General features: G+C 72.5%; 19 protein-coding genes. 13 read left to right on the top strand and 6 right to left on the bottom strand.

From position 1 onward, the window contains the following. The first annotated feature begins 123 nt into the window (after positions 1-123). From GXW74_RS26365 to GXW74_RS26350, 4 genes are all read left to right on the top strand, one after another. Positions 124-768, top strand: a complete 645-nt coding sequence (locus tag GXW74_RS26365) for a hypothetical protein (RefSeq protein WP_211849738.1) — start codon at positions 124-126, stop codon at positions 766-768. Beyond that, the gene (locus GXW74_RS26360; RefSeq protein WP_211849736.1) at positions 768-1,076 is read left to right on the top strand and encodes a hypothetical protein; all 309 of its coding nucleotides are present in this window, start codon (positions 768-770) and stop codon (positions 1,074-1,076) included. The genes GXW74_RS26365 and GXW74_RS26360 overlap by 1 nt, the downstream gene beginning before the upstream one ends. Before the next feature lie 15 nt (positions 1,077-1,091). Continuing rightward, positions 1,092-2,783: a gamma-glutamyltransferase gene (gene ggt, locus GXW74_RS26355; RefSeq protein ID WP_246524184.1), complete on the top strand. Its 1,692-nt coding sequence runs from the start codon at positions 1,092-1,094 to the stop codon at positions 2,781-2,783. A 107-nt stretch (positions 2,784-2,890) separates the two neighbouring features. Next, a complete protein-coding gene (locus tag GXW74_RS26350) occupies positions 2,891-3,982 on the top strand; it encodes an OmpA family protein (RefSeq protein WP_211849734.1) in 1,092 nt (363 codons plus the stop codon). Positions 3,983-4,004: 22 nt separating this feature from the next. Here the strand turns inward: GXW74_RS26350 and GXW74_RS26345 are convergent, their stop codons facing one another. From GXW74_RS26345 to GXW74_RS26335, 3 genes are all read right to left on the bottom strand, one after another. Next, positions 4,005-5,327: a carbohydrate porin gene (locus GXW74_RS26345; RefSeq protein WP_211849732.1), complete on the bottom strand. Its 1,323-nt coding sequence runs from the start codon at positions 5,325-5,327 to the stop codon at positions 4,005-4,007. An 89-nt stretch (positions 5,328-5,416) separates the two neighbouring features. Then, entirely contained in the window at positions 5,417-6,772 is a 1,356-nt protein-coding gene (locus GXW74_RS26340; RefSeq protein WP_211849731.1) for a sensor histidine kinase, read from the bottom strand. Next, complete coding sequence (locus GXW74_RS26335) at positions 6,765-7,442, bottom strand: winged helix-turn-helix domain-containing protein (RefSeq protein ID WP_211849730.1); 678 nt, start codon at positions 7,440-7,442, stop codon at positions 6,765-6,767. The genes GXW74_RS26340 and GXW74_RS26335 overlap by 8 nt, the downstream gene beginning before the upstream one ends. Positions 7,443-7,581: 139 nt before the next feature. Between GXW74_RS26335 and GXW74_RS26330 the strand changes: the two genes are divergently transcribed. Further along, entirely contained in the window at positions 7,582-9,021 is a 1,440-nt protein-coding gene (locus GXW74_RS26330; protein WP_211849729.1) for a Do family serine endopeptidase, read from the top strand. Positions 9,022-9,442: 421 nt separating this feature from the next. Here GXW74_RS26330 and GXW74_RS26325 read toward each other — a convergent pair whose 3' ends face one another. Then, on the bottom strand, positions 9,443-10,357 hold the full coding sequence (locus tag GXW74_RS26325) for an aminotransferase class IV (protein WP_211849727.1): 915 nt from the start codon (positions 10,355-10,357) through the stop codon (positions 9,443-9,445). Positions 10,358-10,485: 128 nt separating this feature from the next. Between GXW74_RS26325 and GXW74_RS26320 the strand changes: the two genes are divergently transcribed. Genes GXW74_RS26320 through GXW74_RS26285 form a run of 8 tightly spaced genes read left to right on the top strand, consistent with a single transcriptional unit; the run spans position 10,486 to position 18,296 of the window. Next, positions 10,486-11,307: an enoyl-CoA hydratase gene (locus GXW74_RS26320; RefSeq protein ID WP_211849723.1), complete on the top strand. Its 822-nt coding sequence runs from the start codon at positions 10,486-10,488 to the stop codon at positions 11,305-11,307. A gap of 8 nt (positions 11,308-11,315) precedes the next feature. Beyond that, on the top strand, positions 11,316-12,944 hold the full coding sequence (locus GXW74_RS26315) for an acyl-CoA synthetase (RefSeq protein WP_211849722.1): 1,629 nt from the start codon (positions 11,316-11,318) through the stop codon (positions 12,942-12,944). After that, positions 12,941-14,329, top strand: coding sequence for a dipeptidase (locus GXW74_RS26310; protein WP_211849721.1), 1,389 nt, complete (start codon positions 12,941-12,943; stop codon positions 14,327-14,329). The genes GXW74_RS26315 and GXW74_RS26310 overlap by 4 nt, the downstream gene beginning before the upstream one ends. 18 nt (positions 14,330-14,347) lie before the next feature. Further along, on the top strand, positions 14,348-15,271 hold the full coding sequence (locus GXW74_RS28715) for a DnaJ C-terminal domain-containing protein (RefSeq protein WP_338148346.1): 924 nt from the start codon (positions 14,348-14,350) through the stop codon (positions 15,269-15,271). A gap of 1 nt (position 15,272) precedes the next feature. Next, positions 15,273-15,602: a chaperone modulator CbpM gene (locus GXW74_RS26300; protein WP_211849720.1), complete on the top strand. Its 330-nt coding sequence runs from the start codon at positions 15,273-15,275 to the stop codon at positions 15,600-15,602. Further along, positions 15,599-16,501: a dihydrodipicolinate synthase family protein gene (locus GXW74_RS26295; protein WP_211849719.1), complete on the top strand. Its 903-nt coding sequence runs from the start codon at positions 15,599-15,601 to the stop codon at positions 16,499-16,501. Before GXW74_RS26300 ends, GXW74_RS26295 begins: the two co-directional genes overlap by 4 nt. After that, positions 16,498-17,673: a Bcr/CflA family multidrug efflux MFS transporter gene (locus GXW74_RS26290; RefSeq protein WP_211849718.1), complete on the top strand. Its 1,176-nt coding sequence runs from the start codon at positions 16,498-16,500 to the stop codon at positions 17,671-17,673. The genes GXW74_RS26295 and GXW74_RS26290 overlap by 4 nt, the downstream gene beginning before the upstream one ends. Continuing rightward, entirely contained in the window at positions 17,643-18,296 is a 654-nt protein-coding gene (locus GXW74_RS26285) for a GNAT family N-acetyltransferase (protein WP_211849717.1), read from the top strand. The genes GXW74_RS26290 and GXW74_RS26285 overlap by 31 nt, the downstream gene beginning before the upstream one ends. A 200-nt stretch (positions 18,297-18,496) precedes the next feature. On the opposite strand, the gene GXW74_RS26280 is transcribed toward GXW74_RS26285, so the two are convergent. Both GXW74_RS26280 and GXW74_RS26275 read right to left on the bottom strand, forming a co-directional pair. After that, on the bottom strand, positions 18,497-20,173 hold the full coding sequence (locus GXW74_RS26280; protein WP_211849715.1) for a thiamine pyrophosphate-binding protein: 1,677 nt from the start codon (positions 20,171-20,173) through the stop codon (positions 18,497-18,499). Positions 20,174-20,296: 123 nt separating this feature from the next. After that, positions 20,297-22,267 (bottom strand): elongation factor G, encoded by a 1,971-nt coding sequence (locus GXW74_RS26275; RefSeq protein ID WP_211849713.1) that lies wholly within the window; start codon positions 22,265-22,267, stop codon positions 20,297-20,299. Between the last annotated feature and the right edge of the window lie 483 nt (positions 22,268-22,750).

Raw genomic sequence — 22,750 nt, 5'->3', positions numbered from 1 at the left:
ACCGCCGCGGCGCGATCGGCGGGTGTCGCGCCGCCGTCGGCGCCACGAGGCGCACCGCCGCGCGCGGCGGCCCCCGCGAGGCAGGCCGCGCCGGCGGGACAGGGCGCGCCGTTAGGACAGGGCGTGCCGGCGAACGATCCCGCGCCGCATTTGCCGCGTCCAGGCAAGGGGCGGGGGATCGCGCTGGCCCTCCTGGTCGTGCTGCTGCTGGCGGCGCTCGCAGCCGCGGCCTGGCTGTTCGAGCCGCGGTTGCGCGCGCTGCTCGGGGCGGTGCCGAATCCCTTGCGGTCCCTCGCTGCGGCGCTGCCGCCCGCGCCGCCGTCTCCGCCCACGCCGGCCGTCCCGGCGACGATCATCCCGAGCCCGGGTCCGCCGCCGATCCCCGTGCCGGGCAGCGAACCGCGGCCCGCCCCGCCGGCACAGGCCGCCCCGCCGGGCGGGCCCGGCGCCGCCGGGTCCCTGCCGCTCTCCCCGGCGCCCAGGCCCGCCGCCGCGCGGCTGATGAACCTCGCCAGCGAGACCATCTCCCGCCTCTACGTCGCGCGGGAAGAGGAAGGGATCGGGCGCGAGGACTGGCTCGGCAATGCGCAGATCACGCCCGGCAACGCGGTGCTGCTGCGCCCGCCGCCGGGGCAGGGTTGCGCGTTCAACATCCGCGTCGTCTATGTTGGCGGAAGAACCGAGGATCGTCCGGGGGTTGATCTTTGCTCCGCGCCGGAACTGCGTTTCGAGGGAAGCAAGTCGGCCGGGGCGCCCTCGTCGCGCTGATGCTGGCGGCCGCGCCGGCCGCGGCGCAGCAGGAGGGCCGGCCCCGACCCTTCGTGGTGATGAACCTCGGCCCGGCCGACATCGTGGCGGTGGAGATCTCGCCTGCGGGCGAGGGGCGCTACGGCGGCTCGCTGATCGGCCGCGTCGAGCTGCCGCCCGGCAATGCCCTGCACATCACCCCGCCATCGCAAAGCCCCTGCGGCAACGACCTGCGCATCCGCTGGTCCAACGGACGGACGGAGGATCGCGTGGGCGAGGATCTTTGCCAGCCGCAGCGCGTGTTGCGGCTGTCCACACCAGGCAACTGAACGGATCACCACGGCATGACGAGCGACTGGACGACGCGCGCAGGCACGCGCTTCACCTGCGACAAGCGGCCGGCCACCGGCACGAAGGGCATGGTGGTGACGAACCACCCGCTCGCCTCCGCCGCGGGGGCGGAGATGCTGGCCGCCGGCGGCAATGCGGTGGATGCGGCGATCGCGGCGCTGTTCGCGCTGACGGTGGTGGAGCCGATGATGGTCGGGCTGCTCGGCGGCGGCACGGCGCATCTGCGCCTGCCGGACGGGACGCACACCATCATCGACGGCATGGCGACCTGCGCCGCCGCGGCGCGGCCGGACATGTTCACGCCCGCGCAGCCGGAGAACCCGCGCTTCCTCGAAGCGGTCGGCCGCGTCAACGTGGTCGGCGGGCTGTCGGTGGCGACGCCGGGCAACCTCAAGGCCTGGTGCGAGATCCTGGAGCGCTTCGGGTCCGTCCCGCTGGCCGACGTGATGGCGCCGGCGATCCGCCATGCCGAGCGCGGCTACCGCGCCACGCCCTACCTCGCGGAATGCGCCAGGGAAGCGGCGCCGGACATGGCGAAGGACCCGGCGATCGCGGCGATCTACCTGCCTGACGGGGCGCCTCTGAAGCCGGGCCACCGCGTGGTGCAGTCCGACTATGCGGAGACGCTGAAGACCATCGCCCGCGAAGGTGCCGCGGCGCTGTCCGGCGCGCTTGGCCAGGCGGTGGCGGACGGTATCGCGCGCGCCGGCGGCATCGTGAGCGCCGCCGACATCGCCGGCTATCGCACGGTGGAACGCACCCCGCTGCGCGGCCCCTATCGCGATGTCGAGATCGTGCTGCCGCCGCCGCCGGCCTCCTCCGGCGTGCATGTGCTGCAGATGCTGAACATCCTGTCGGGCTACGACCTGCGGGCGATGGGGTTCGGCTCCGCCGACACGGCGCATCTGCTGGCGGAATGCCTGAAGATCGCCTTCGCCGACCGCGCCGCGGCCTCGGGCGACCCGGACTTCGTGCAGGTGCCGGTGGAGAGGCTGATCTCCGCCGCCTATGGCGACGAGCGCCGGGCGATGCTGGACATGGCGCGCGCGCAGGACTGGAGCGCCGGCATCCCGGCGGCGGAAAGCCCCAACACCACGCACATCACCGTGGCGGATGCGGAAGGGCGGATCGCCTGCATGACGCAGACGATCAACTCGACATTCGGCGCGCGCTTCATCGTGCACGGCACGGGGATGATCCCGAACAACTACCTCGCCACCTTCGACCCGCGACCCGGCAAGGCGCTGTCCATCGCGCCGGGCAAGCGGGTGACGACATCGATGTCGCCGATGATCGTGCTGCGCGGCGGCCAGCCGGCCTATGCGCTAGGGATGCCCGGGGGCCTGCGCATCTTCGGCTCCGTCATGCAGGGCATGCTGAACCTGGTGGACCACGGCATGTCGCTGCAGGAGGCGGTGGAGGCGCCACGCCTCTGGACCCAGGGCGAGGCGGTGGAGATGGAACCTGCCTTCGGCGAGGATGTTCGCAGCGAGCTCGCCGCCCGCGGCCACCGGATCGCGCGCATGCCGCATGTCGGCGGCGGCATGTGTGCCATCGGCTTCCATCCGGACGGGACGATGGAGGGCGCGGCATGCTGGCGTGCGGACGGTACGGCGATCGGCGTCGGCGGCGGGCTGGCGCGGGAAGGCGTGCGGTTCTGGCCGGACCAGGCCGGGCCGCGCTGACGCGCCGCGCCCTGCACGGTTTCAGCGCAAGCCATCGGGCCGGCGCGTATCGCGGTGCGGCCCGCCTCCGCGCATCGCCCGCCGATCCACCTTTGAGGAGCCTGCCTGTGTCCGTTGCCGTGCGCCTTCTGCCCGCCCTGGCGGTCTTCGCCTGGATGTCCCCGGCCACCGCGCAGGACGGCCCGCTGCCCAATTGTCCCGACGACTTCACCGGCCGGCGCCCGGGGCAGAGCATGACCTGCGCCTGCCGCGCCGGCAGCGCCGCCGAGGGACAGGTCTGGGGCACCGATACCTATACGGCCGATTCCCGCATCTGCGTCGCTGCCCGCCATGCCGGCCTGCTGACCGCGAATGGCGGCGAAGTCGTCGTTACCGCCACGCGCGGCGCGGCGAGCTATCGCGGCAGCACGCGCAACGGCGTCACCAGCGACGAGTATGAGGCGTACGATTCGAGCTTCACCCTGCGCCCCGCCGCTGCCCGTACGGCCACGCCGCAGCCCTGTCCGGAGAATTTCGCACTCTACCGCGGCGTCGCCGAGCCGCTACGCTGCCTCTGCCCGGGCGAGGCGGCGGCGATCGGCAGCGTCTGGGGCGTGGAGATCTATACGGATGATTCCGGCATCTGCCGCGCCGCGGTGCATGCGGGCGCGATTCCGGTGACGGGCGGCGTCGTCACGCTGCGCAGCCTGCCGGGCCGTGACGCCTATCGCGGGGCGCTGCGCAACGGCGTGCGCAGCAGCGACTTCGACGCCTGGCCCGGCAGCTTCCGCTTCGAGGGCGTCGCCGCCAACGTTGCTGCCAATCCCGCCTCGGCTGCGGTGCCGGTGCAGGCGCCGGTGGCGCAGACGCTGGCGGCGCGCGGCCAAGTGCAGCTCTACATCACCTTCCGCACCAATTCGGCCGAGCTCGACGCCTCGGCCGCCGGCGTGCTCGGCGAGCTGCGCGCCGCGCTGCAGGCCGATCCGGCGCTGCGCCTGACGCTGGTCGGCCACACGGACAGCACCGGCACCGCGGCGCTGAACCGCCCGCTCTCGCTGCGGCGGGCGGAGAGCGTGCGCGCCTGGCTGGCGGCGCAGGGCATCGCGGCGGGGCGGCTCGCCGTCGAGGGCAAGGGACCGGACCAGCCGCTGGCGGACAACGCCACCGAGGCGGGCCGGGCGCTGAACCGTCGCGTCTCGGCGATCCGAGCCGGGAGCTGAAGCGCGACGGATCCGAGGCGGATCAGAACCGCGTCACGGCGCGCAACCCGACCAGGAGCGAATCGGGCATGGACCTGGTGGCGCCGCGCCGCTCGTCCGGCGCGCCGCCGGCCGGGTTGAACAGGCCCTGCACGAAGGGGCGCAGGAACAGGCGCTCCGGCACCACCGCCGCGTCGTAGTTCACCTCGATCACCGTCTCGTGGCTGCGCACCGGGACGGGATCGCCGAAGACGGCGAGGTCACGGTCATAGCCGCGCGCCGCGCTGCCGATCCGCGCCCAGGAGACGCCGAGCGTCGCCGTATCCTCCGCCCGGCCGAAGGGGCCGCGCAGCGCGAGCCCGGCATCGAGCTGGAGCGCCACCGTGTTGCGGTCCGCCGGCTGCGCGAAGCCGCGCACGAAGACGGCGATCTGGGTGTCGTCCTCGCGCCAGAGGATCGCCTCGGCGACGCCGAACGCGCCATAGGAATTGTCGTAGCGCCGCGGCACGCCGTTCGAGGCCGGGTCGGCGAGCGACAACCCGTTCTCGTCGTAACGCGGCGAATCGAAGCCGCCATTGTGGAACCAGCCGCCGAGCTTCAGCACCCAGGGCCGATGGCCGCCGGGCTCGGGCGGGGCGGCGCCGGTCACCGCCTCGGCGAGCACCAGGGCGCCGCCGGCGGTGCTGAAGGTGATGCCGTAGCGGTTGTGCTGCTGCGGGTCGGTGCCGTCCCCGTAGCGCCCGCCGGGATTGCCCGAGAACAGACCGAGCCGCAGCCCCGTGCCGTCCTGCGGGTCACCGAGGGCGAGGCGGATGCCGGGCGCCGCCAGCGGATAGGCCGGCCCGCCCCCGCCGCGCCCGGTGGCAAGCGCCACCGGCCAGCCGAAGGTGCCGTTGACCAGGGTGCTCGCCGGATCGGCGACGGCGAATTCCCCGTCCGCCGCGAGCTGCCCGAAGCGAATCGAGCCCCACGCGCCGAAGGAGCGCTCCGCCCAGAGCTCGAAGAGGCGGACGGTGGAAACCGCCTCGATGTTGCTGGCCGGGGCGAGGCCGCCGGTCAGCGTCGCCGAGGGCTGCCGCCCGAGGACACCGATGACCGAGACCCGCGCGCTCCAGCCGTCGAGCCCCGCCAGCGTGCCGAGATCCGCGTCGAGCTCCGACCAGACCTGCCCGATGCCCGCCACCCCTCGGCGGATGCCGCCGCGGAGATTGGCGATGGCGTCCACCGTCACCTCGGTCGAAAGGCAGAGCCCGGGCGTCAGGGCGAAGCCCTCGGCGCAGTCGGGCGGTTCCTCCGCACCGGCGATGCCGGGCGACAGGAGCAACGCGGCAAGCAGGGCCGCGGCGGCAGAATGGTCAAGGCGCATGGTGGTTCCGTCCGAGGTTCGGACCACCCTGGGGGCGATCTAAGTTATTGTAAACATTGAGTATTTATGAAGACATGAAGAGCTATGTATCAGTTGGCGCGGATGCCGGGTTCACCATGGAGCCACACGCGCACCCGCAGCCCGGGCGACGCGTCTTCGAGCATGACGGACATGCCGTGCAGTTCCGCGACGGCGCGCACCAGGGCGAGGCCGAGCCCGCTGCCCGGCGTGGAGCGTGCCGCGTCCAGCCGGTGGAACCGGCGGAAGACGCGCTCGCGTTCGGCTTGCGGGATGCCGGGACCATCGTCGGTGACGGTGACGCCCTCGCCGGTGACGGCGAGGGCGACGCGACCCGCCTCCCGCCCGTGACGCACGGCGTTCTCCACCAGGTTCGCCAGCATCTGCGTCAGCAGCGCGGGGTCGCCGGTGAGCGTCACGCCGGGCGCGATGTCCGTCGCCAGCGTCTGGCCGCGCTCCTCCGCGGCGGGGGCATAGACCTCGGCGACCGACTCCGCGATGGCGGAGAGGTCGACGCGCGTGAAGCCGGCGCGCTGCGTGCCGGATTCCACCTGGGCGATGCGCAGCAGGGCGGCGAAGATGTCGAGCAGCGCGTCGGCCTCGCCCTGCGCGGCGGCGATCGCCGCCGGCGTCGGCGCCTGCGCAGCCGTGTCCAGGCGCTGGCGCAGCCGCGTCAGCGGCGTGCGCAGGTCGTGGGCGATGTCGTCCGTCACTTCCCGCAGCGCGGCCATCAGCGATTGCAGGCGGTCGAGCGTGGCGTTGATCCGGGCGGCGAGGCGGTCGAACTCGTCTCCGCCGCTGCCGACGGCGAGGCGCCGGTCGAGCGCCCCCGCCTGCACGGCGGCGAGCGCCGCTTCCATTGCCGCCGCCCGCTTCGCGACGCCACGACCGATCAGCAGGCCGCCCGCCAACCCGAGCAGCAGCACCGCGCCGCCTACCCACATCGCGCCCGACAGCAGCCGCTGTTCCAGCGCGCGCACCGCCGAAAGATCCCGCCCCACCACCAGCGCGCCGCCGCCGGGCAGCGGCGTGGCGAGCATCATCACCGGCGCTTCGGCGCCCTCGGCGAGGCGCGCCGTACCCTCGTGCCAGCCGGGCCCCTGCGGCACGCCTGACAGGTTGCCCGCGATGCGCTGCCCGTCCGGCGCCGCGAGCAGGTAGAACTCCACCCCGCTGCGGTCGGCGGCGAGCCGCGCCTCGATCGACAGCGCGATGCCGCGCGGGCCGGACATCGCGCCGGATTGCAGCAGCACGCCCATGCCGCGCTCGATTTCCTGCGCCGCCTGGCGCGCGGCGAAGCCGGCCGTCGACCACCAGGCCACGCCGCCGACCAGCGAGGTGCCGGCCAGCGTCAGCAGCAGGTGCAGCAGCGTCACCCGGAAGGCGGTGGTGCGCGCGAAGACCCAGCGCGGATGTGCCTCAGCCATCGGCACGGATGACGTAGCCGGCGCCGCGGACGGTGTGGATCAGCTCCCGCTCGAAGCCCTTGTCCACCTTGCCGCGCAGCCGGCTGATATGGGTCTCGACCACGCTGGTCCTGGGGTCGAAGTGGAAGTCCCACACGCCTTCGAGCAGCATGGTGCGCGTGACCACCTGGCCTTCGCGACGCATCAGGTATTCGAGCAGGCGGAACTCGCGCGGCTGGAGGTCGATCCGCTTGCCCGCGCGCGTCACGCTGCGGCGGATCAGGTCCATCTCGAGATCCGCGACGCGCAGCACGGTGACTTCCTGCTGCAGCGGCGGGCGGCGGGCGAGGGCGTTGATGCGCGCCAGCAATTCGGCGAAGGCGAAGGGCTTGGCGAGGTAGTCGTCGGCGCCGGCCTCCAGCCCCTCCACCCGGTCGCCGACGCCGGCGCGGGCGGTCAGGAAGATCACCGGCGTCATGATCCCGGCCGCGCGCGCGGCGCGCACCATGGACAGGCCGTCGAGCCGCGGCAGCATGCGGTCCACCACCATCACCTCATGCCCGCCGCCGGTGGCGAGGAACAGCCCGTCCTGGCCATCCGCCGCGCGGTCCACCACATGGCCGGCCTCCTCCAGCCCGCGTGCGACATAGGCGGCGGTCTCGGCATCGTCCTCGACGAGCAGGATGCGCAACGGATCCCCCCTGGCTGACGGCATCAACATACGGATCGGTAAGGACGGCGACAGGGGGGGACGAGGGGCGATGTCGTCTTCTCCCCCCGATGCCTCGCCACCCGGCGGGGTTCCGAGACCTTCGCTTCGGGAGAGACACATGGCTTCCCCCTTCACCCTCCGCCGTTCCGCCCTGGCTGCCGGCATGCTGGCCTTCGCCCTCGGCACCACCGCGCTGACCGCCATTCCCGGCACGGCGCAGCAGGTGCCGGCGCCGGTCGCGGCCGCCGCGGCCCGCGTCGCCGCGCCGGACTTCGCCGAGGTCGCCGGTCGCGTCGGGCCCTCCGTGGTGCGCGTGCTGACCACCGAGCGCGCCGCCGCCGCCACCGCCGAGGTGCCGCCCGAGCTGCGCGGCAGCCCCATGGAGGAGATGTTCCGCCGCTTCGGCGGGCGTGAGGCGCCGCAGCAGGGCCAGCGCCGCGCCGGCCAGGGCTCGGGCTTCATCGTCCAGGCCGACGGCTACATCGTGACCAACGCCCATGTGGTGGGCGAGAACGCCGAGGTGCGCGTGGTGCTTGCCGATGCGCGGGAACTGCCGGCGCGCGTCGTCGGCCGCGACACCGCGACCGACATCGCGCTGCTCAAGGTCGAGGCCGGCGCGCCGCTGCCGGCGCTCGCCTTCGGCGACAGCGACAGGACCCGCGTCGGCGAGTGGGTGATGGCGATGGGCAACCCCTTCGGCCTCGGCGGCACCGTCACCGCGGGCATCGTCTCGGCGCGCGGGCGGCAGATCGGTGCGGGCCCGTATGACGACTTCATCCAGACCGATGCCTCGATCAACCCGGGCAATTCCGGTGGCCCGCTGTTCAACGCGGCCGGCGAGGTGGTCGGCGTGAACACGGCGATCTTCTCGCCCTCCGGCGGGAATATCGGCATCGGCTTCGCGGTGCCGTCGAAGATGGTGCAGAACGTGGTCGCGCAGCTTCGCGAGCACGGCGCGGTGCAGCGCGGCTGGCTCGGCGTCTCGCTGCAGCCGATGGACCGCGACCTGGCCACGGCGCTGCGCGTCGAGGATGCGAAGGGCGCGCTGGTGGCGGGCGTCGAGCCGGAGAGCCCGGCCGCCCGGGCCGGGCTGCGCGCCGGCGACGTGGTGACGGCGATCGACGGCCGCCGGGTGGAGAACCCGCGCGACCTCGCCGCCGGCGTGGCGGATGTCGCGCCGGGCCGCACCGCGACGCTCGCGGTGCTGCGCGACGGCACGGCGATCGAGCAGGCGGTGCAGATCGGCACCCATCCGTCGAGCCGCGCCGCCGGCAAGCCGGGCACGCCGGCCGCCCAGCCCAGCATCGGCATCGGCCTGGCGCCGCGGCCGCAGGGCGGCGTCGCCATCACCCGCGTCGAGCCGGGCAGCGTGGCGGCCGAGCGCGGCCTCATGCCGGGCGACGTGGTGCTGCGCGCCGGCGACCGCGAGGCGAAGGAACCGCGCGACGTCGCCGAGGCGGTGAGCGCGGCGCGCACCGCCGGGCGGCCCTCCATCGCCTTACAGGTGGAGCGCGAAGGCGCCCGGCGCTTCGTCGCCATCCCGCTGAACGCGGGCTGACGTCCAGGGCGGGACTGCGCCCCGCACCCCAACAGGGCAACGCCCTGGACCCGCAAGGGGCCGGCAGGCTCCTTGACCCCGATCCCCCTGGGTTCCGAGGGCCGCGAGGCCCTCGGACGGGGGGCTTGGTGCGTGCCGGACGGGCGTGTTGAGAGGGGCGCGGCCCCTCTCAAGCTCTCCCCGCCAAAGGCCGAAAGGCCTTTGGGAACCGGGACGTGGTTCCGTGCAGGCAGGGTGGTCCCGGTCGTCCCGACGCGCGCGGTGCACAAATGCGGGTCCCGGGGTCCGTCCAGACCGCCGTGCACGGCGCCAGGTCATGGTTTCCAAAGGCCTTTCGGCCTTTGGCGGGGTGGCTTGGAGGGGCGGCGCCCCTCCAACGCCCGCCCTGCCGATAAGGCGGAATTTCTTGGCTCGGCCTCTCCTACGGAACCGGCGTCCGCCAAGCCGCGTGGGCGTCGGTCGTCCCCCGCACCACTGCCTCGTAGGCGGCCTGCAACTGCATCGTGATCGCGCCGGGCTTGCCGTCGCCGACCGGCAGCCGGTCCACGCGCGTGACCGGCACCAGTTCCTGCCCGGTGCCACAGAGGAACACCTCGTCCGCGACATAGAGCTCCGTGCGGTCGGCCCGGCGTTCCTCGCATGGCACGCCGAGTTCCGCGGCGAGTTCCATCACCGTGCCGCGGGTCACGCTTTCCAGGATGTCGCTGTCGCGGGCCGGGGTGATCAGCACCCCGTCGCGCACCAGGCACAGGCAGGCGCCGGCGGACTCGCTGAGCTTGCCTTCCCGCGTCAGCAGGATGGGCGCGTCGTAGCCATCGGCCTGGGCCTGCAGCGTGGCGATGCGCCCTGCGTGGTAGTTGGCCGTCGCCTTGATGCGGGCGGGCATGGTGTTGTCCGCGATGCGCGTCCAGGAGGAGACGCCGAGCGACAGGCCCGATTCACGTTTGGGTGAGCGATCGCGCGGGATGGCGGCGCAGACCCAGCCGACCTTGCCGGTGGTGGATTGCGAACCGCGGCTTTCGATGTGCACCTGGAGCCTGATGTAGCAGTCGTCATCCGGCGCATTGGCGCGGACGGACTCGAGCACGCCCTGGCGCAGCACGTCGCGGGAGGGCGGATCGTCGAATCGCATGAACTTCATGCCCTGGTCGAGCCGCGCCAGGTGTTCCTCCAGCCGGAAGACCGAAAGGCGGCCGGTGGCCGGGTTCATGTAGGCGCGGATGCCTTCGAAGACCGCGGCGCCGTAGGCCAGGCCGACCGAGAGGGGATGGACGCGCGCCTCCTCGAAGGGGATCGGCTTCCCGTTCTGGATGATGGTGTGAGCAGACCAGGCCATGCGCGGCTCTCTCCCCCGGAGAAAGGGGCAGGCTGGCCCCGGTGGCGGGGGGGCGGCAAGGGGGGGTGCCTTCATGCGACGGCGCCGCGCAGGCTATAGTCGCCACAGCACGGCAGGAGGACGACCCGATGAGCGCGGCGAAGGAGATGGGCGCGGAGGCGCCGCTGCTGCTGCGGGAGGACGGCGCGGACGGCGTCACCATCCTCACGCTCAACCGCCCGGCGGCCCGCAACAGCCTGTCCTTGCGGATGCTGGAGGCGCTGGAGAACAGCCTTGCCGAGATCGGCGAGAACGGGCGCATCCGTTGCGTCGTGCTTGCCGCGGCGGGCCCGGTGTTCAGCGCCGGACACGATCTGCGCGAGATCACTGCGCACCGCGCCGACGCCGATGGCGGGCGAGGCTTCTTCGACCGCGCGATGGAGACCTGTTCGCGGGTGATGCAGGCGATCGTCGGCCTGCCGCAGCCGGTGGTGGCCGCGGTGCAGGGGGTGGCGACGGCGGCGGGCTGCCAGCTCGTCGCCACCTGCGACCTGGCGGTGGCGTCGGACCATGCGCGCTTCTGCACGCCGGGGGTGGATATCGGGCTGTTCTGCTCGACGCCGGCGGTGGCGCTGGCGCGCGCCGTGCCGCGCAAGGCGGCGATGGAAATGCTGATGCTGGGCGACATGATCCCGGCGGAGGAAGCCTTCCGCATCGGCCTGGTGAATCGCGTGGTGCCGGCGGAGAAGGTGATGGACACCGCGCTGGAACTGGCCGGGCGCATCGCCGCGCGGTCGGCGCTGACGGTGCGCATGGGCAAGCGCGCCTTCTACCGCCAGGTGGATCTGCCGCTGGGCGAAGCCTATCGCGAGGCTGCCTGCGTCATGGCCGAGAACCTGATGGCGCATGACGCGGCGGAGGGAATCGGCGCCTTCCTCGAGAAGCGCCGGCCCGTCTGGGAAGATCGTTAGGAAGCAAAATGACCGATTACGAGACGGGGCTGGCGCGCCACGCCGCGAACCACCAGCCGCTGACGCCGCTGCTGTTCGTGGAGCGCGCGGCGCAGGTCTATCCGGACCAGCTCGCCGTGGTGCACGGCGCGACGCGGCGGAGCTACCGCGAGCTGCGCGAACGCTGCGTGAAGCTGGCGCACGCGCTGGCGAAGCGAGGCATTGGCCGGGGAGACACGGTGGCGGCGGTGCTGCCCAACATCCCCGAGATGCTGGAATGCCACTACGGCGTGCCGATGGCCGGCGCGGTGCTGAACACGATCAACACGCGGCTCGATGCCGCGACCATCGCCTACATCCTCGACCACGGGGAGGCGAAGGTGCTGATCGTGGACAAGGAATTCATGCCGGCGGTGCGGCTGGCGCTGGTCCAGGCGAAGGTGAAGCCGCTCATCGTCGAGGTGGATGATGCGCTGGCGCCCGCCGCCGCGAAGGGCGAGACCCTGGGCGGGATGGGCTACGAGGCGCTGCTGGAGGAAGGCGACGCCGCCTTCGCCTGGTCGCCGCCGGCCGACGAGTGGGATGCCATCACGCTCAACTACACCTCCGGCACCACGGGCAAGCCGAAGGGGGTCGTCTACCATCATCGCGGCGCGCAGTTGCTGGCGGTGGGCAATGTGCTGTCGGCGGAGATGGCCAGGCATCCTGTCTATCTCTGGACGCTGCCGATGTTCCATTGCAACGGCTGGTGCTTCCCGTGGACGGTGACGGCGCAGGCGGGCGTGCATGTCTGCCTGCGCGCGGTGCGCGGGCCCGACATGTGGCGGCTGATGGCGGAGGAGGGCGTGACGCACATGTGCGGCGCGCCGATCGTCATGGCGACGCTGCTCAACACGCCGGAGGCCGAGAAGCGCGCGCTCGCCGGCCAGGTGAAGTTCATCGTCGCCGGCGCGCCGCCGCCCGAGGCGGTGCTGGCCGCGATGCGCGCCGCCGGCTTCGCCGTCTGCCACGTCTATGGGCTGACCGAGGTGTACGGGCCGTCCGTCGTCAATGAATGGCATGGCGACTGGAACGCGAAGCCGGCCTCCGAGCAGGCCGCGCTGATGGCGCGCCAGGGCGTGCGGTACCTCGCGCTCGAGGGGCTCGACGTCATGGATCCCGCCACCATGCAGCCCGTGCCGGCGGATGGCGCGACGCTCGGCGAGGTGATGATGCGCGGCAACGTGGTGATGAAGGGCTACCTGAAGGACCAGGCCGCCACCGACGGCGCCTTCAAGGGCGGCTGGTTCCACACCGGCGACCTCGCGGTGAAGTACCCGGACGGCTACATCCAGCTCAAGGACCGCTCGAAGGACATCATCATCTCGGGCGGCGAGAACATCAGTTCGATCGAGGTCGAGGACGCGCTCTACAAGCACCCCGCCGTCGCGGTGGTGGCGGTGGTGGCGAAGCCCGACGAGAAATGGGGCGAGACGCCCTGCGCCTTCGTCGAGCTGAAGCCCGGGGCCGCCGCCACGGCGGAGGAGCTGATGACCTTCGCGCGCCAGCATCTCGCGCATTTCAAGGTGCCGCGGCAGGTCGTCTTCGCCGAACTGCCCAAGACCTCCACCGGCAAGATCCAGAAGCACGTCTTGCGCAGCCAGGCGAAAGAAGCATGACCACAGTCGATACCGTCCTCGCGCATGCGGCGGCGAGGCGCGAGGACTCCCGCGCCCGCTGGTTCGAGCTGCTGCGCATCCCCTCCGTCTCCGCCCAGCCGCAGCATGCGCAGGATTGCCGGCGTGCGGCGGAATGGGTCTGCGCGGAACTGCGCGGCATCGGCTTCACCGCCAATGTGCGGGAGACCAAGGGCCATCCGGTGGTGGTCGCGCATCACCCGGGACCGACCGGCGGCGGTCGCCACCTGCTGTTCTACGGCCACTACGACGTGCAGCCGCCGGAGCCGATCGAGCTCTGGACCAGCCCGCCCTTCGAGCCGGCGCTGACCGACGGCCCGAACGGCCCGCGCGTGGTCGCGCGCGGCGCGGTGGACGACAAGGGCCAGACCATGACCTGGCTGGAGGCGCTGCGCTTCTGGCATGACGTCGCCGGCGGCCCGCCCTGCCGCGTCACCGTGCTGGTGGAGGGCGAGGAGGAGATCGGATCCCGCAACCTCGCCGAGTTCCTCGAGGCGAACGCCGAGGAACTGCGCGCCGATGTCGCGATCATCAGCGACACCAACATGTGGGATCCGGCGACGCCGGCGATCAGCACGCGGGTGCGCGGGCTGCTCTACACACAGGTCGATATCCGCGCCGCGAACAAGGACCTGCATTCCGGCCTGTTCGGCGGATCGGCGCTGAACCCGATCAACCTGCTGACGCGCATCCTCGGCGACCTCAAGGACGAGGCGGGGGAGATCCTGATCCCCGGCTTCTATGACGAGGTGCCGGAACTCTCGCCCGCGCAGCGCGCGCAATGGGATGCGCTGAACTTCGACGAGAAGGCCTTCCTCGGCGGCGTCGGCCTGTCGGTGCCGGCGGGCGAGCTCGTGCGCGGCCCGCTGGAGCGGCTCTGGGCGCGGCCGACCGCGGATGTGAACGGCATCTGGGGCGGCTACATGGGCGAGGGCTCGAAGACCGTCATCCCGGCCGAGGCGCATGCCAAGGTCTCCTTCCGCCTCGTGCCCGGGCAGAGCCCGGCCAAGGTGCTGGCGGGCTTCCGCGACTTCATCGTGGCCCGGCTGCCGGAGGACGCGCAGGTCTCGATCCAGGTCTTCAGCATGAGCGAGGGCATCGAGGTGCCCGCCGACAGCCCCCATGTCGCGGCGGCGCGGGGCGCGCTGGCGGCGGTGTTCGGCAGGCCCGCCGTGCTGATGGGCTGCGGCGGCTCCCTGCCGGTGGTCAGCCAGATCAAGGAGATCCTCGATCTCGACTGCCTGCTGGTCGGCTTCGGCCTGGAGGACGACCAGGTGCACAGCCCGAACGAGAAATTCGATCTCGCCTGCTTCGAACGTGGGATCGACAGCCATGTCCGGCTGCTCGCGGCGCTCGCCGAAGGATAGCGGGTGCGAGGAGGCATCGTGAACGAGGACCCCTACGCCGTCCTGGGCGTGAAGCGCGACGCCTCGCAGGAGGAGATCCGCCGCGCCTACCGTGCCCTCGCGCGCAAGCTGCACCCGGACCTCAATCCGGGCGACAAGGCGGCGGAGGAGAAGTTCAAGGCGGTCTCGGCCGCCAATGACATCCTCGGCGATGCGGAGAAGCGCGCGCGCTTCGACCGCGGCGAAATCGACGCTTCCGGCAACGAGCGCCCGCCGCAGCCGCCGCCCCGCTACTACCGCGACCATGCGGCGGAGGGCGGCACCTATCACAGCGATGCCGGCTTCGCCGACATGGTGGACGAGGATGAGCTGCTCGGGGCGCTGTTCGGCCGCGGCGGGCGGCGGCGCGGCGGTGCGCAGTTCCGCATGCAGGGCGGGGACATCCATGCGCGGCTCGACATCGATTTCCTCGATGCGGTGAACGGCGCGACGCGGCGGGTGACCCTGCCGGATGGCGCCGTGGTGGACGTGACCATCCCGCCCGGCACGCGGGAAGGCCAGGTGCTGAGGCTGCGCGGCAAGGGCTCGCCCGGCCTCGGCGGCGGGCCTGCCGGCGACCTGCTGGTCGAGGTGAGCATCGGCGCGCATCGCCACTATACGCGACGCGACGACGACATCCTGCTCGACCTGCCCGTGTCGCTGACCGAGGCGGTGCTCGGCGCGAAGGTCGAGGTGCCGACGCCGGCGGGTCCGGTCGCGGTGAAGATTCCGAAGGGGTCGAACACAGGCACCGTGCTGCGGCTGAAGGGGCGGGGGGTGAAGCGGCGCGACGGCACGCGCGGCGATGCCTTCGCGACGCTGCGCATCGTGCTGCCCGACGCGCCGGATGCGGAGCTCGAAGCCTTCGCCGAGCGCTGGGAGGCCGGCCGCGCGCAGAACCCGCGCGCAGGGATGGAGGGCTGAGATGGCCGAGGAGACCGAGGTGTTGCGCAGCCTGCGCATCGAGGCGGCGGTGATGGAGCACTGGGTCGCCGCCGGCTGGATCGCGCCGCGCGGGCCCGGGGCGCCGGGCTACAGCGAGGCCGACCTGGCCCGCGCCTGCCTGATCCGCGACCTGCGGGACGCGATGGGCGTGAACGAGGAGGGCGTGGCGGTGGCGCTCGGCCTGATCGACCAGCTCCACGGCATGCGGCGTGCACTGCGCCGCGTCGCCGCCGCCATGCAGGGGCTGCCCGAACCGGCCCGGCAGGAGATCCTGGCGGTGCTGCGCGACCTGGATGAAGGATCGACATGAGCGCGTTCCACGGCGTCTTTCCCTATCTCGTTTCCCCCGTCGCGCCGGATGGCGCGATCCTGGAAGGTGAGCTGCGCCGGCTGGTGGACCACCTGATCGGGGCCGGCGTGCATGGCCTCACCCCGCTCGGCAGCACCGGGGAGTTCGCCTATCTCGACACGGCGCAGCGGAGGCGGATCGTCGAGATCGTGGTCGACCAGGCGCGCGGCCGGGTGCCGGTGGTCGCCGGCGTCGCCGCGACCACCACGGCCGATGCGGTGCGCCAGGCGAAGGACTATGCCGCGATCGGGGCGGACGGGATCCTGGCGATCCTGGAGGCGTACTTCCCGCTCTCGGAAGCGGCGGTGGTGGCGTACTTCACCGCCATCGCTGATGCCACCGACAGGCCGGTGGTGCTCTACACCAACCCGAATTTCCAGCGGTCGGATCTGACGCTGCCGGCGATCGACACGCTCTCGCGTCATCCGCGCATCGTCGGGATCAAGGACGCCTCGACCAATACCGGGCGGCTGCTGTCCATCCTGAACCGGACCGAGGGTCGGCTCGAGGTCTTTGCCGCCTCCGCCCACATTCCGGCCGCGGTGATGATGATCGGCGGCAAGGGATGGATGGCCGGGCCGGCCTGCGCCATCCCGCGCGAATCCGTGCGGCTGTACGAGCTGTGCCGCGCCGGCAAATGGGACTCGGCGCTCGCGCTGCAGCGGGCGCTGTGGCGGGTGAACGAGCTGTTCGCCGCGCATTCGCTCGCCGCCTGCATCAAGGGCGCCTTGCAGATCCAGGGCTTCGCGGTGGGCGACCCGGTGCCGCCGCAGGCGCCGCTGTCCGCCGAGGGGCGCATGGCGGTCGAACGTGCCCTCGCCCTCGCCGCGGAGGCGCTCGCCGCGGCACCCTCCGCGTGAGCGCGCCGAGCCATCGGCGCCTGGCGCTGATCCTCGGCGCGCTGGCGGGGATCGGGCCGTTCTCGATCGACATGTACCTGCCGGCGCTGCCGGCGATCGGCGCCTCGCTCGATGCGACGGCGGGGGCGGTGCAGGGGACGCTCGCGATCTACTTCCTCGGGCTGGCCTTCGGGCAGGTGCTCTATGGGCCGCTGTCGGACCGGCATGGGCGGCGCGCCCCGCTCTTCGTCGGGCTCGGGCTCTATACGGTGGCGGCGGTGGTCTGTGCGCTGGCGCCGGATGTGCAGGCGCTGACCGCGGCGCGGCTGGTGCAGGCGCTGGGCGGCTGCGCCGGCATGGTCATCGCGCGCGCCGTGGTGCGCGACGTGACGGACGAACGCGGCGCGGTGCGGCTGATGGCGCAACTGATGCTGGTGATGGGTGTCGCGCCGATCGTCGCGCCGATGATCGGCGGGGCGCTGCTGCCGGTCTTCGGCTGGCGCGGCATCTTCTGGCTGCTGGCGCTGTATGGCGGAGGCATGCTCGCGGTGATCGCGCTGCTGCTGCCGGAGACGCTGCCGCCGGCGCGCCGGCGCCGCGACGGCGTGCTCGCGGTGCTGCATGTCTGGCGCGGCCTGCTGGGTGATCGCCGCTTCCTCGGCCATGCCCTGACCGGCGGATTCATCATCGGGGGCATGTTCGCCTACATCAGCGGATCGCCCTTCGTGTTCATGGAGCTGCACGGCGTTCCGGCCGGGCAGTACGGCTTCTACTTCGGGGCCAATGCGCTCGGCATCATGGCGGCGGGGCAGGTGGTCGGCAGGTTCGCGCAGCGCGTCGCGCCGGCGCGGCTGCTGCCGGTGGTGGTCTGGGTGCCGCTCCTGGCGGGGCTCGCGCTGCTGGGGACAGCGGTGACAGGCATCGGCGGCTTCGTCGGCTTGCTGGTCACGCTGTTCTGCTACGTCGCGATGATCGGGGCGGTCATGCCGCTGACCGTCGCGCTCGGCATGGGGCCGCATGGTGCGGTGGCGGGGAGCGCCTCGGCACTGATGGGGACGCTGCAGTTCGGGATCGGGGCGGGCGTGGGGGCGCTGCTCGGCGTGCTGCAGGACGGCACCGCAGTGCCGATGGCGGCGGTGATCGCCGGGTGCGGGGTGGCGGGATGGACGGCAAGGCGCGTGCTGGCGACGTGACCGGAGGGGCGCCGCCCCTCCGGACCTCCCCGCCGGAGGCCGAACGGCCTCTGGACACCGGGACCTCGGGCACGCTCATCAGGCCGCGACGGGAGGCGCTGGGCGAATATGTCGCGGCGCTGGAGAGCGGATGGTCGCCCGCGAATGTCGCGGGGGATGCGGTGGTGCGGGCGCATCTCGCGGCGATCGGCCGCGATGCTGATGCATTCCTGGAGAGCCTTCATGACCCGGAGGCCAGGGGTGCGCCGATCGCGCTGCCGGATGGGACGAACGTGCCACGCTTGCCAGGCTACACGCGCTGGATCTGGGATGGTGGCTTCTGCGGGGCGGTCCATTTCCGCTGGCAGCCGGGGACGGCAGCCTTGCCGTCGCATGTGCTCGGCCATGTCGGTTACGCGGTGGTGCCGTGGAAACGGGGGCGGGGCCATGCTCGCCGTGCCCTGGCGCTGCTGCTGCCGGAGGCGCGGGCGGTCGGCTTGCCGCATGTCGACCTGACGACGGACCCGGAGAACATCGCCTCGCAGCGGGTGATCCTGGCCCAGGGCGGATATCTGGTGGAACGGTTCCGCAAGGATGCAGCCTATGGCGGGCAGGAGGGGCTGCTCTTTCGCATTCCGCTGTAGTGGTGCGTTACGGCCGGGTTCTCGTGCTTGCCTCGGAGCGCGCCCAGCCATCCCGCCCGCAGGCACGACCGCGGCCGGACGCTTCGCCCTCGCCCGGCCAGCACAACACCAGGTCCCGGTTTCCAAAGGCCTTTCGGCCTTTGGCGGGCTTGGCGGCACTGCCGCCAAGGTCCGGGGAGGGCGGCGCCCTCCCCGGCGCGTCATTGCCGCGCCCGCTCCGCGTGCTTCCCCATGGAGGCATACGGCGCATAGGGCGGCACCGCCCCGATCGCGCGCATGTCCACCTCCACCAGCGCCGGCCCTTTCACCGCGAGCGCCTGCGCCACCACCTGCCCGACATTCTCCGCGCTCGACACGCGGAAGAACGGCAGCCCGGCGAGGGCCGCGAGCCCCTGCAATTCCGGCGTCAGCAGGTCGTGCCCGAACTGTCGTCCGTCCGCGACCGCGTCCTGGATGTGGCGGATCACGCCGTAGCCGCCGTCGTTCATCACCATGGTGACGAGGTCGGGCTTTTCCTGCGCGACGGTCCAGAGCTCGCACATGCCCAGCGAGAACCCGCCGTCGCCGCACATGGCGATGGTCTTGCGCCCCTGCGCCGCGATGGAGGCGCCGATGCCGAGCGCGAGTCCCGGCCCGATCGCCGCGCCGACCGGGTAGACCGAGTTCCGCGGGTCGTAGATCGGGAAGACCCGGTTGCCCCAGGTGGAATTGGCGATGGTGATGTCGCGCACCCAGACGCCGTCGCGCGGCAGGGCGGCGCGGATGGCGTCGGGGAAGGCCGCGTAGGGGCCGAGGGTGGCGAGGTATTCCTCCCGCGCGCGGGACTTCATGGCGGCGAAATCGGCGGCGAAGCCGGCATCCAGTGCGGTGCCGCCTGACAGGCGGTCGGCGATGCCGGCCATCGCCAGCGCGGCGTCGCCATGGACGAAGAGGGCGTTCGGATAGGTGCGGCCGTTGGCGGTGGCGTCGCAGTCCACGTGGATCAGCGTCTTCGGCAGCCTGAGGGAAAAGTCGCCGGTCTCGTGCCCGCGCAGGCGGGATCCGACGACGAGCATCGCATCGACCGTGCCGTAGAAATCCTGCACGCGCGGGGAGCCGTTGCCGTGCAGGCCGCCGAGCGTCATCGGGTGGTCCTCGGGAATGGTGCCGCGGCCGTTCCAGGACGACACCGCGCCGAAGCCGAGGTCCATCAGCCGCATCGCCGCCGCGCCGGCCCGCCTGGCACCGTTGCCGAGCCACAGCATCGGCCGCGTCGCGCCGGCGAGGATCTCGGCCGCGGCGTCGAGCTCGGCCGGGTTGGGCGGCAGCGGCGCCGCGACGGGCAGCGCCAGGGCGTCGAGCCCCGCCGGCCGCGCGATCGGCGCGCGCTGCACGTCGATCGGGATCTCCACGCTGACCGGCCCGCGGGGGGCGGAGAGCGCGTCGGCGGCCGCGCGCACGAGCACGCCGAAGGCCTCGTTCGCCGTGCGCACGCGATAGGCCGCCTTGCAGGCGGCGGCGAGGATCGCGGTCTGCCCCGGCACGTCGTGCACCGTGCCGGCGTCGCGGTCGATGTGCTTCGTCGCCGTCTGGCCGGTGATGTGCAGCACCGGGCTGCCGGCGAAGCGGGCTTCCACCAGGCCGGGGATGGCGTTGGCCATGCCGGGCCCGGTCGAGGTGAACAGCACGCCGAGATGCCCCGTCACCCGCGCATAGGCATCGGCCATGTGCGCCCCGCCCATCTCGCCGCGTGCCATCACGTAGCGCAGCGCGTTGCGTTGCCCGATCGCGTCGAGCATCGGGATGTTGTGGACCGAGACGATGCCGAAGACGGTCGAGACCCCCATGCGCGGCAGGATGTCCGCGACCAGGTCCGCGACCGTGTACTGGCTGTTCATGATGTGACGTTCCCCTCTTCCTCGTCGGGGAGTGTGCCACGCATGCGCCGCATTGAAAGGCCACGCGCGAAACTCGCACACAAGGGAGGGGGATTCGGGGGAGGTTCGCCTCCCCCGACCTTCCTACCGCCCGCGCGTCTCCGCCAGGTGATCGAACCGCCGCGTATAGGTCCCGAGCCCCATGGTCTGCGACCTGAGCTCGATGATGAGGTCGTGCAACTCGGCCTCCGGCACCAGGGCCTGCACCTCGTCCCAGCCTGGCCAGCCGTCCTTCTCCGCATAGCCGAGGATCTGCCCGCGCCGCCCCGTCAGCAGCCGCTGCGCGGCCGGGGTGGCGTCCTGCGGCACCAGTACCGTGACCTGGTCCACCGGTTCGAGCATCACCGGCTCGGCCTTTGCCAGCGCTTCCTGCATGGCCATGCGGGTGGCGGTGGCGAAGGCCATGTCGGAGGAATCGACGGAATGGAAGGCGCCGTCGTGCAGGGTCACGGCGATGTCCACCACCGGGTTGCCGAGCGGCCCCTTGCGCGCTGCTTCCTCCGCCGCCTCGCCGACCGCGGGGATGAATTTGCGCGGGATGGCGCCGCCGACGATGCGGTCCTCGAAGGCGAAGCCTTCGCCGCGCGGCCGTGGGGAGACCTCCAGCGTCACGTCGGCGAACTGGCCGTGGCCGCCGGTCTGGCGGCGGTGGCGGGCATGGTGGCGCGCCGCGGCGCGGATGGTCTCCTTGAAGGGGATGCGTGGCCGGGACGTGTTGACGCGCAGGCCATGCGCTTCCGCCAGCCTCGCGACGGCGTAGCCGAGATGGATGTCACCCTGCCCGGCGAGCACGATCTGCCCCGCCTCCGCGTCGTGGGTGATGGAGAGCGAGGGGTCTTCCTCCGTCAGCTTGGCGAGCGCGCCGGAGAGGCGGACATCGTCCTTGCGGTCCTCGGTGGTGATGGCGAGGGCGTAGACGGGCGCGGGCGGCGCCGGGAAGGGCAGCGCCGGCACGGCGCCGGAGGGCGAGAGGGTCGCGCCGGTCGGCACCGGGTCCAGGCGGCCGAGGGCGACGACCTCGCCCATGGTGGCCTCGGCGGCCTTGGCGGCCTCACCGGCGGGGAAGCGGGTGATGCCGCCGATGCGGGCACCGTCGAGCGTGGCGCCGTCCTTCAGCGCGCCGCGCCAGATCCGTGTGTAGGAGAGCTTGCCCCCATGCCCGGCATGGACGGTGCGGAAGACCTGGGCGACGGGTTCGCCCTCCGGCGCGACGCCGCGGCGGGCGGCGGTCTGGTCGGGGCCCGGCGTGTCGTGGCGGAGCGCCTTCCACAGCCGCAGCACGCCGTGGCGCCGTTCCGCCGAGCCGAACAGGACCGGGTCGACTGCGCCGGCGGCGATGTCGGCATGGAGGGGTCGATAGAGATCCTCGGGTGTGGGGATGGCGTCCTCCACAACCTTTTCGAGCAGGGTGTCGTCGTGGTCGGCCAGGGTCTCGGCGAGGGCGGCGCGGGCCTCGGCCTCCCGCGCGGCGACGGCATCCGGCATGCGGATCAGTTCGGAGGGCTCGCCCTTTCGCCAGCGATAGGCGCGCTCGCTGACCAGGTCGACATAGCCGGTGACCTCGCCCTTCTCCCGGATGGGCACCTGGCGCAGCACCAGGGGGCGGCGGGAATGGGCCTGCAGGGCAGCGAGGGTATCGCGGATCTGCTGGTCGCCGAGCGTGTCGGCCTTGTTGACGAAGACCATGGCCGGCAGCCCGGCCCGTTCGAGGGCGTGGAAGGCGGGGGCGAGGCCGGCCGCGCGGGCGGGGTTGGGGTCGCAGACCACCACGGCGATGTCGGCGATGGCGAGCGCCGCGGCGGTTTCCTGCACGAATTCGATCGAGCCTGGGCAATCCAGCAGGGCCCAGGGGTCGCCCATGAAGTCGCAGTGGCCAAGCCGGGCCTCGGTGCCCATGGCGCGGGTGCGGGGATCGCCCGGACGGCGCGGCGGCGGGCTGCCTGCGGCGGTGAGCAGCGCGTCGAAAAGGGTGGACTTGCCGCTGCCCTGAGGGCCGATGAGGGCAACGGCGCGGGGCTGCACCCCGGCATCTTGTCTGGATGTGGTTTCGGGCATGGTGGCGGGCCTCCCTTTGGTCTCCGGCCGTGGACCGGCCGTGTTGGACGGCGGCCCGGCGGGTGGCCGCCGGGAAAAGAGTAGTGCGCTTTCGGCCCTGGCGGAATCGGCAGTGCCGGGGTGGAACGCGGGCCCCGGGGGCGGAATGGTCCGCCTCCCGCCTGACGGGTGGGGCGCCCCGCGGCCGGCCTGCGCCGAAGGGCCACATGGCTGTGGCGTTGCGGCCACACTGCGCTGGATATGTAATCACCGGGCGTTGGATCAGGCGTCATTCCTGGCGGAGTGTGTTTAACTCCATGCCAGCCCCTACGGAGGGGAGCCATCAGCGCCGGCGCGGCCGGTGCGTGAGTTGGACGCGAGGAACGACGATGAGCTTCAGGAAGACGCTTCTGGCCGCGACGCTGCTGTCGCTGCCGATGGCCGCGCAGGCGCAGAGCTGGGACCCGCGGGTCCAGGGCGTGTACGTGGGTGCCGGCCTCGGCG

The organism is Neoroseomonas eburnea, assembly GCF_018129005.1.
GTDB classification, from domain to species: Bacteria; Pseudomonadota; Alphaproteobacteria; order Acetobacterales; family Acetobacteraceae; genus Neoroseomonas; species Neoroseomonas eburnea.
The sequence above is the reverse complement of the archived record's forward strand: the minus strand, read 5'-3'. Positions and strand labels throughout refer to the sequence as shown.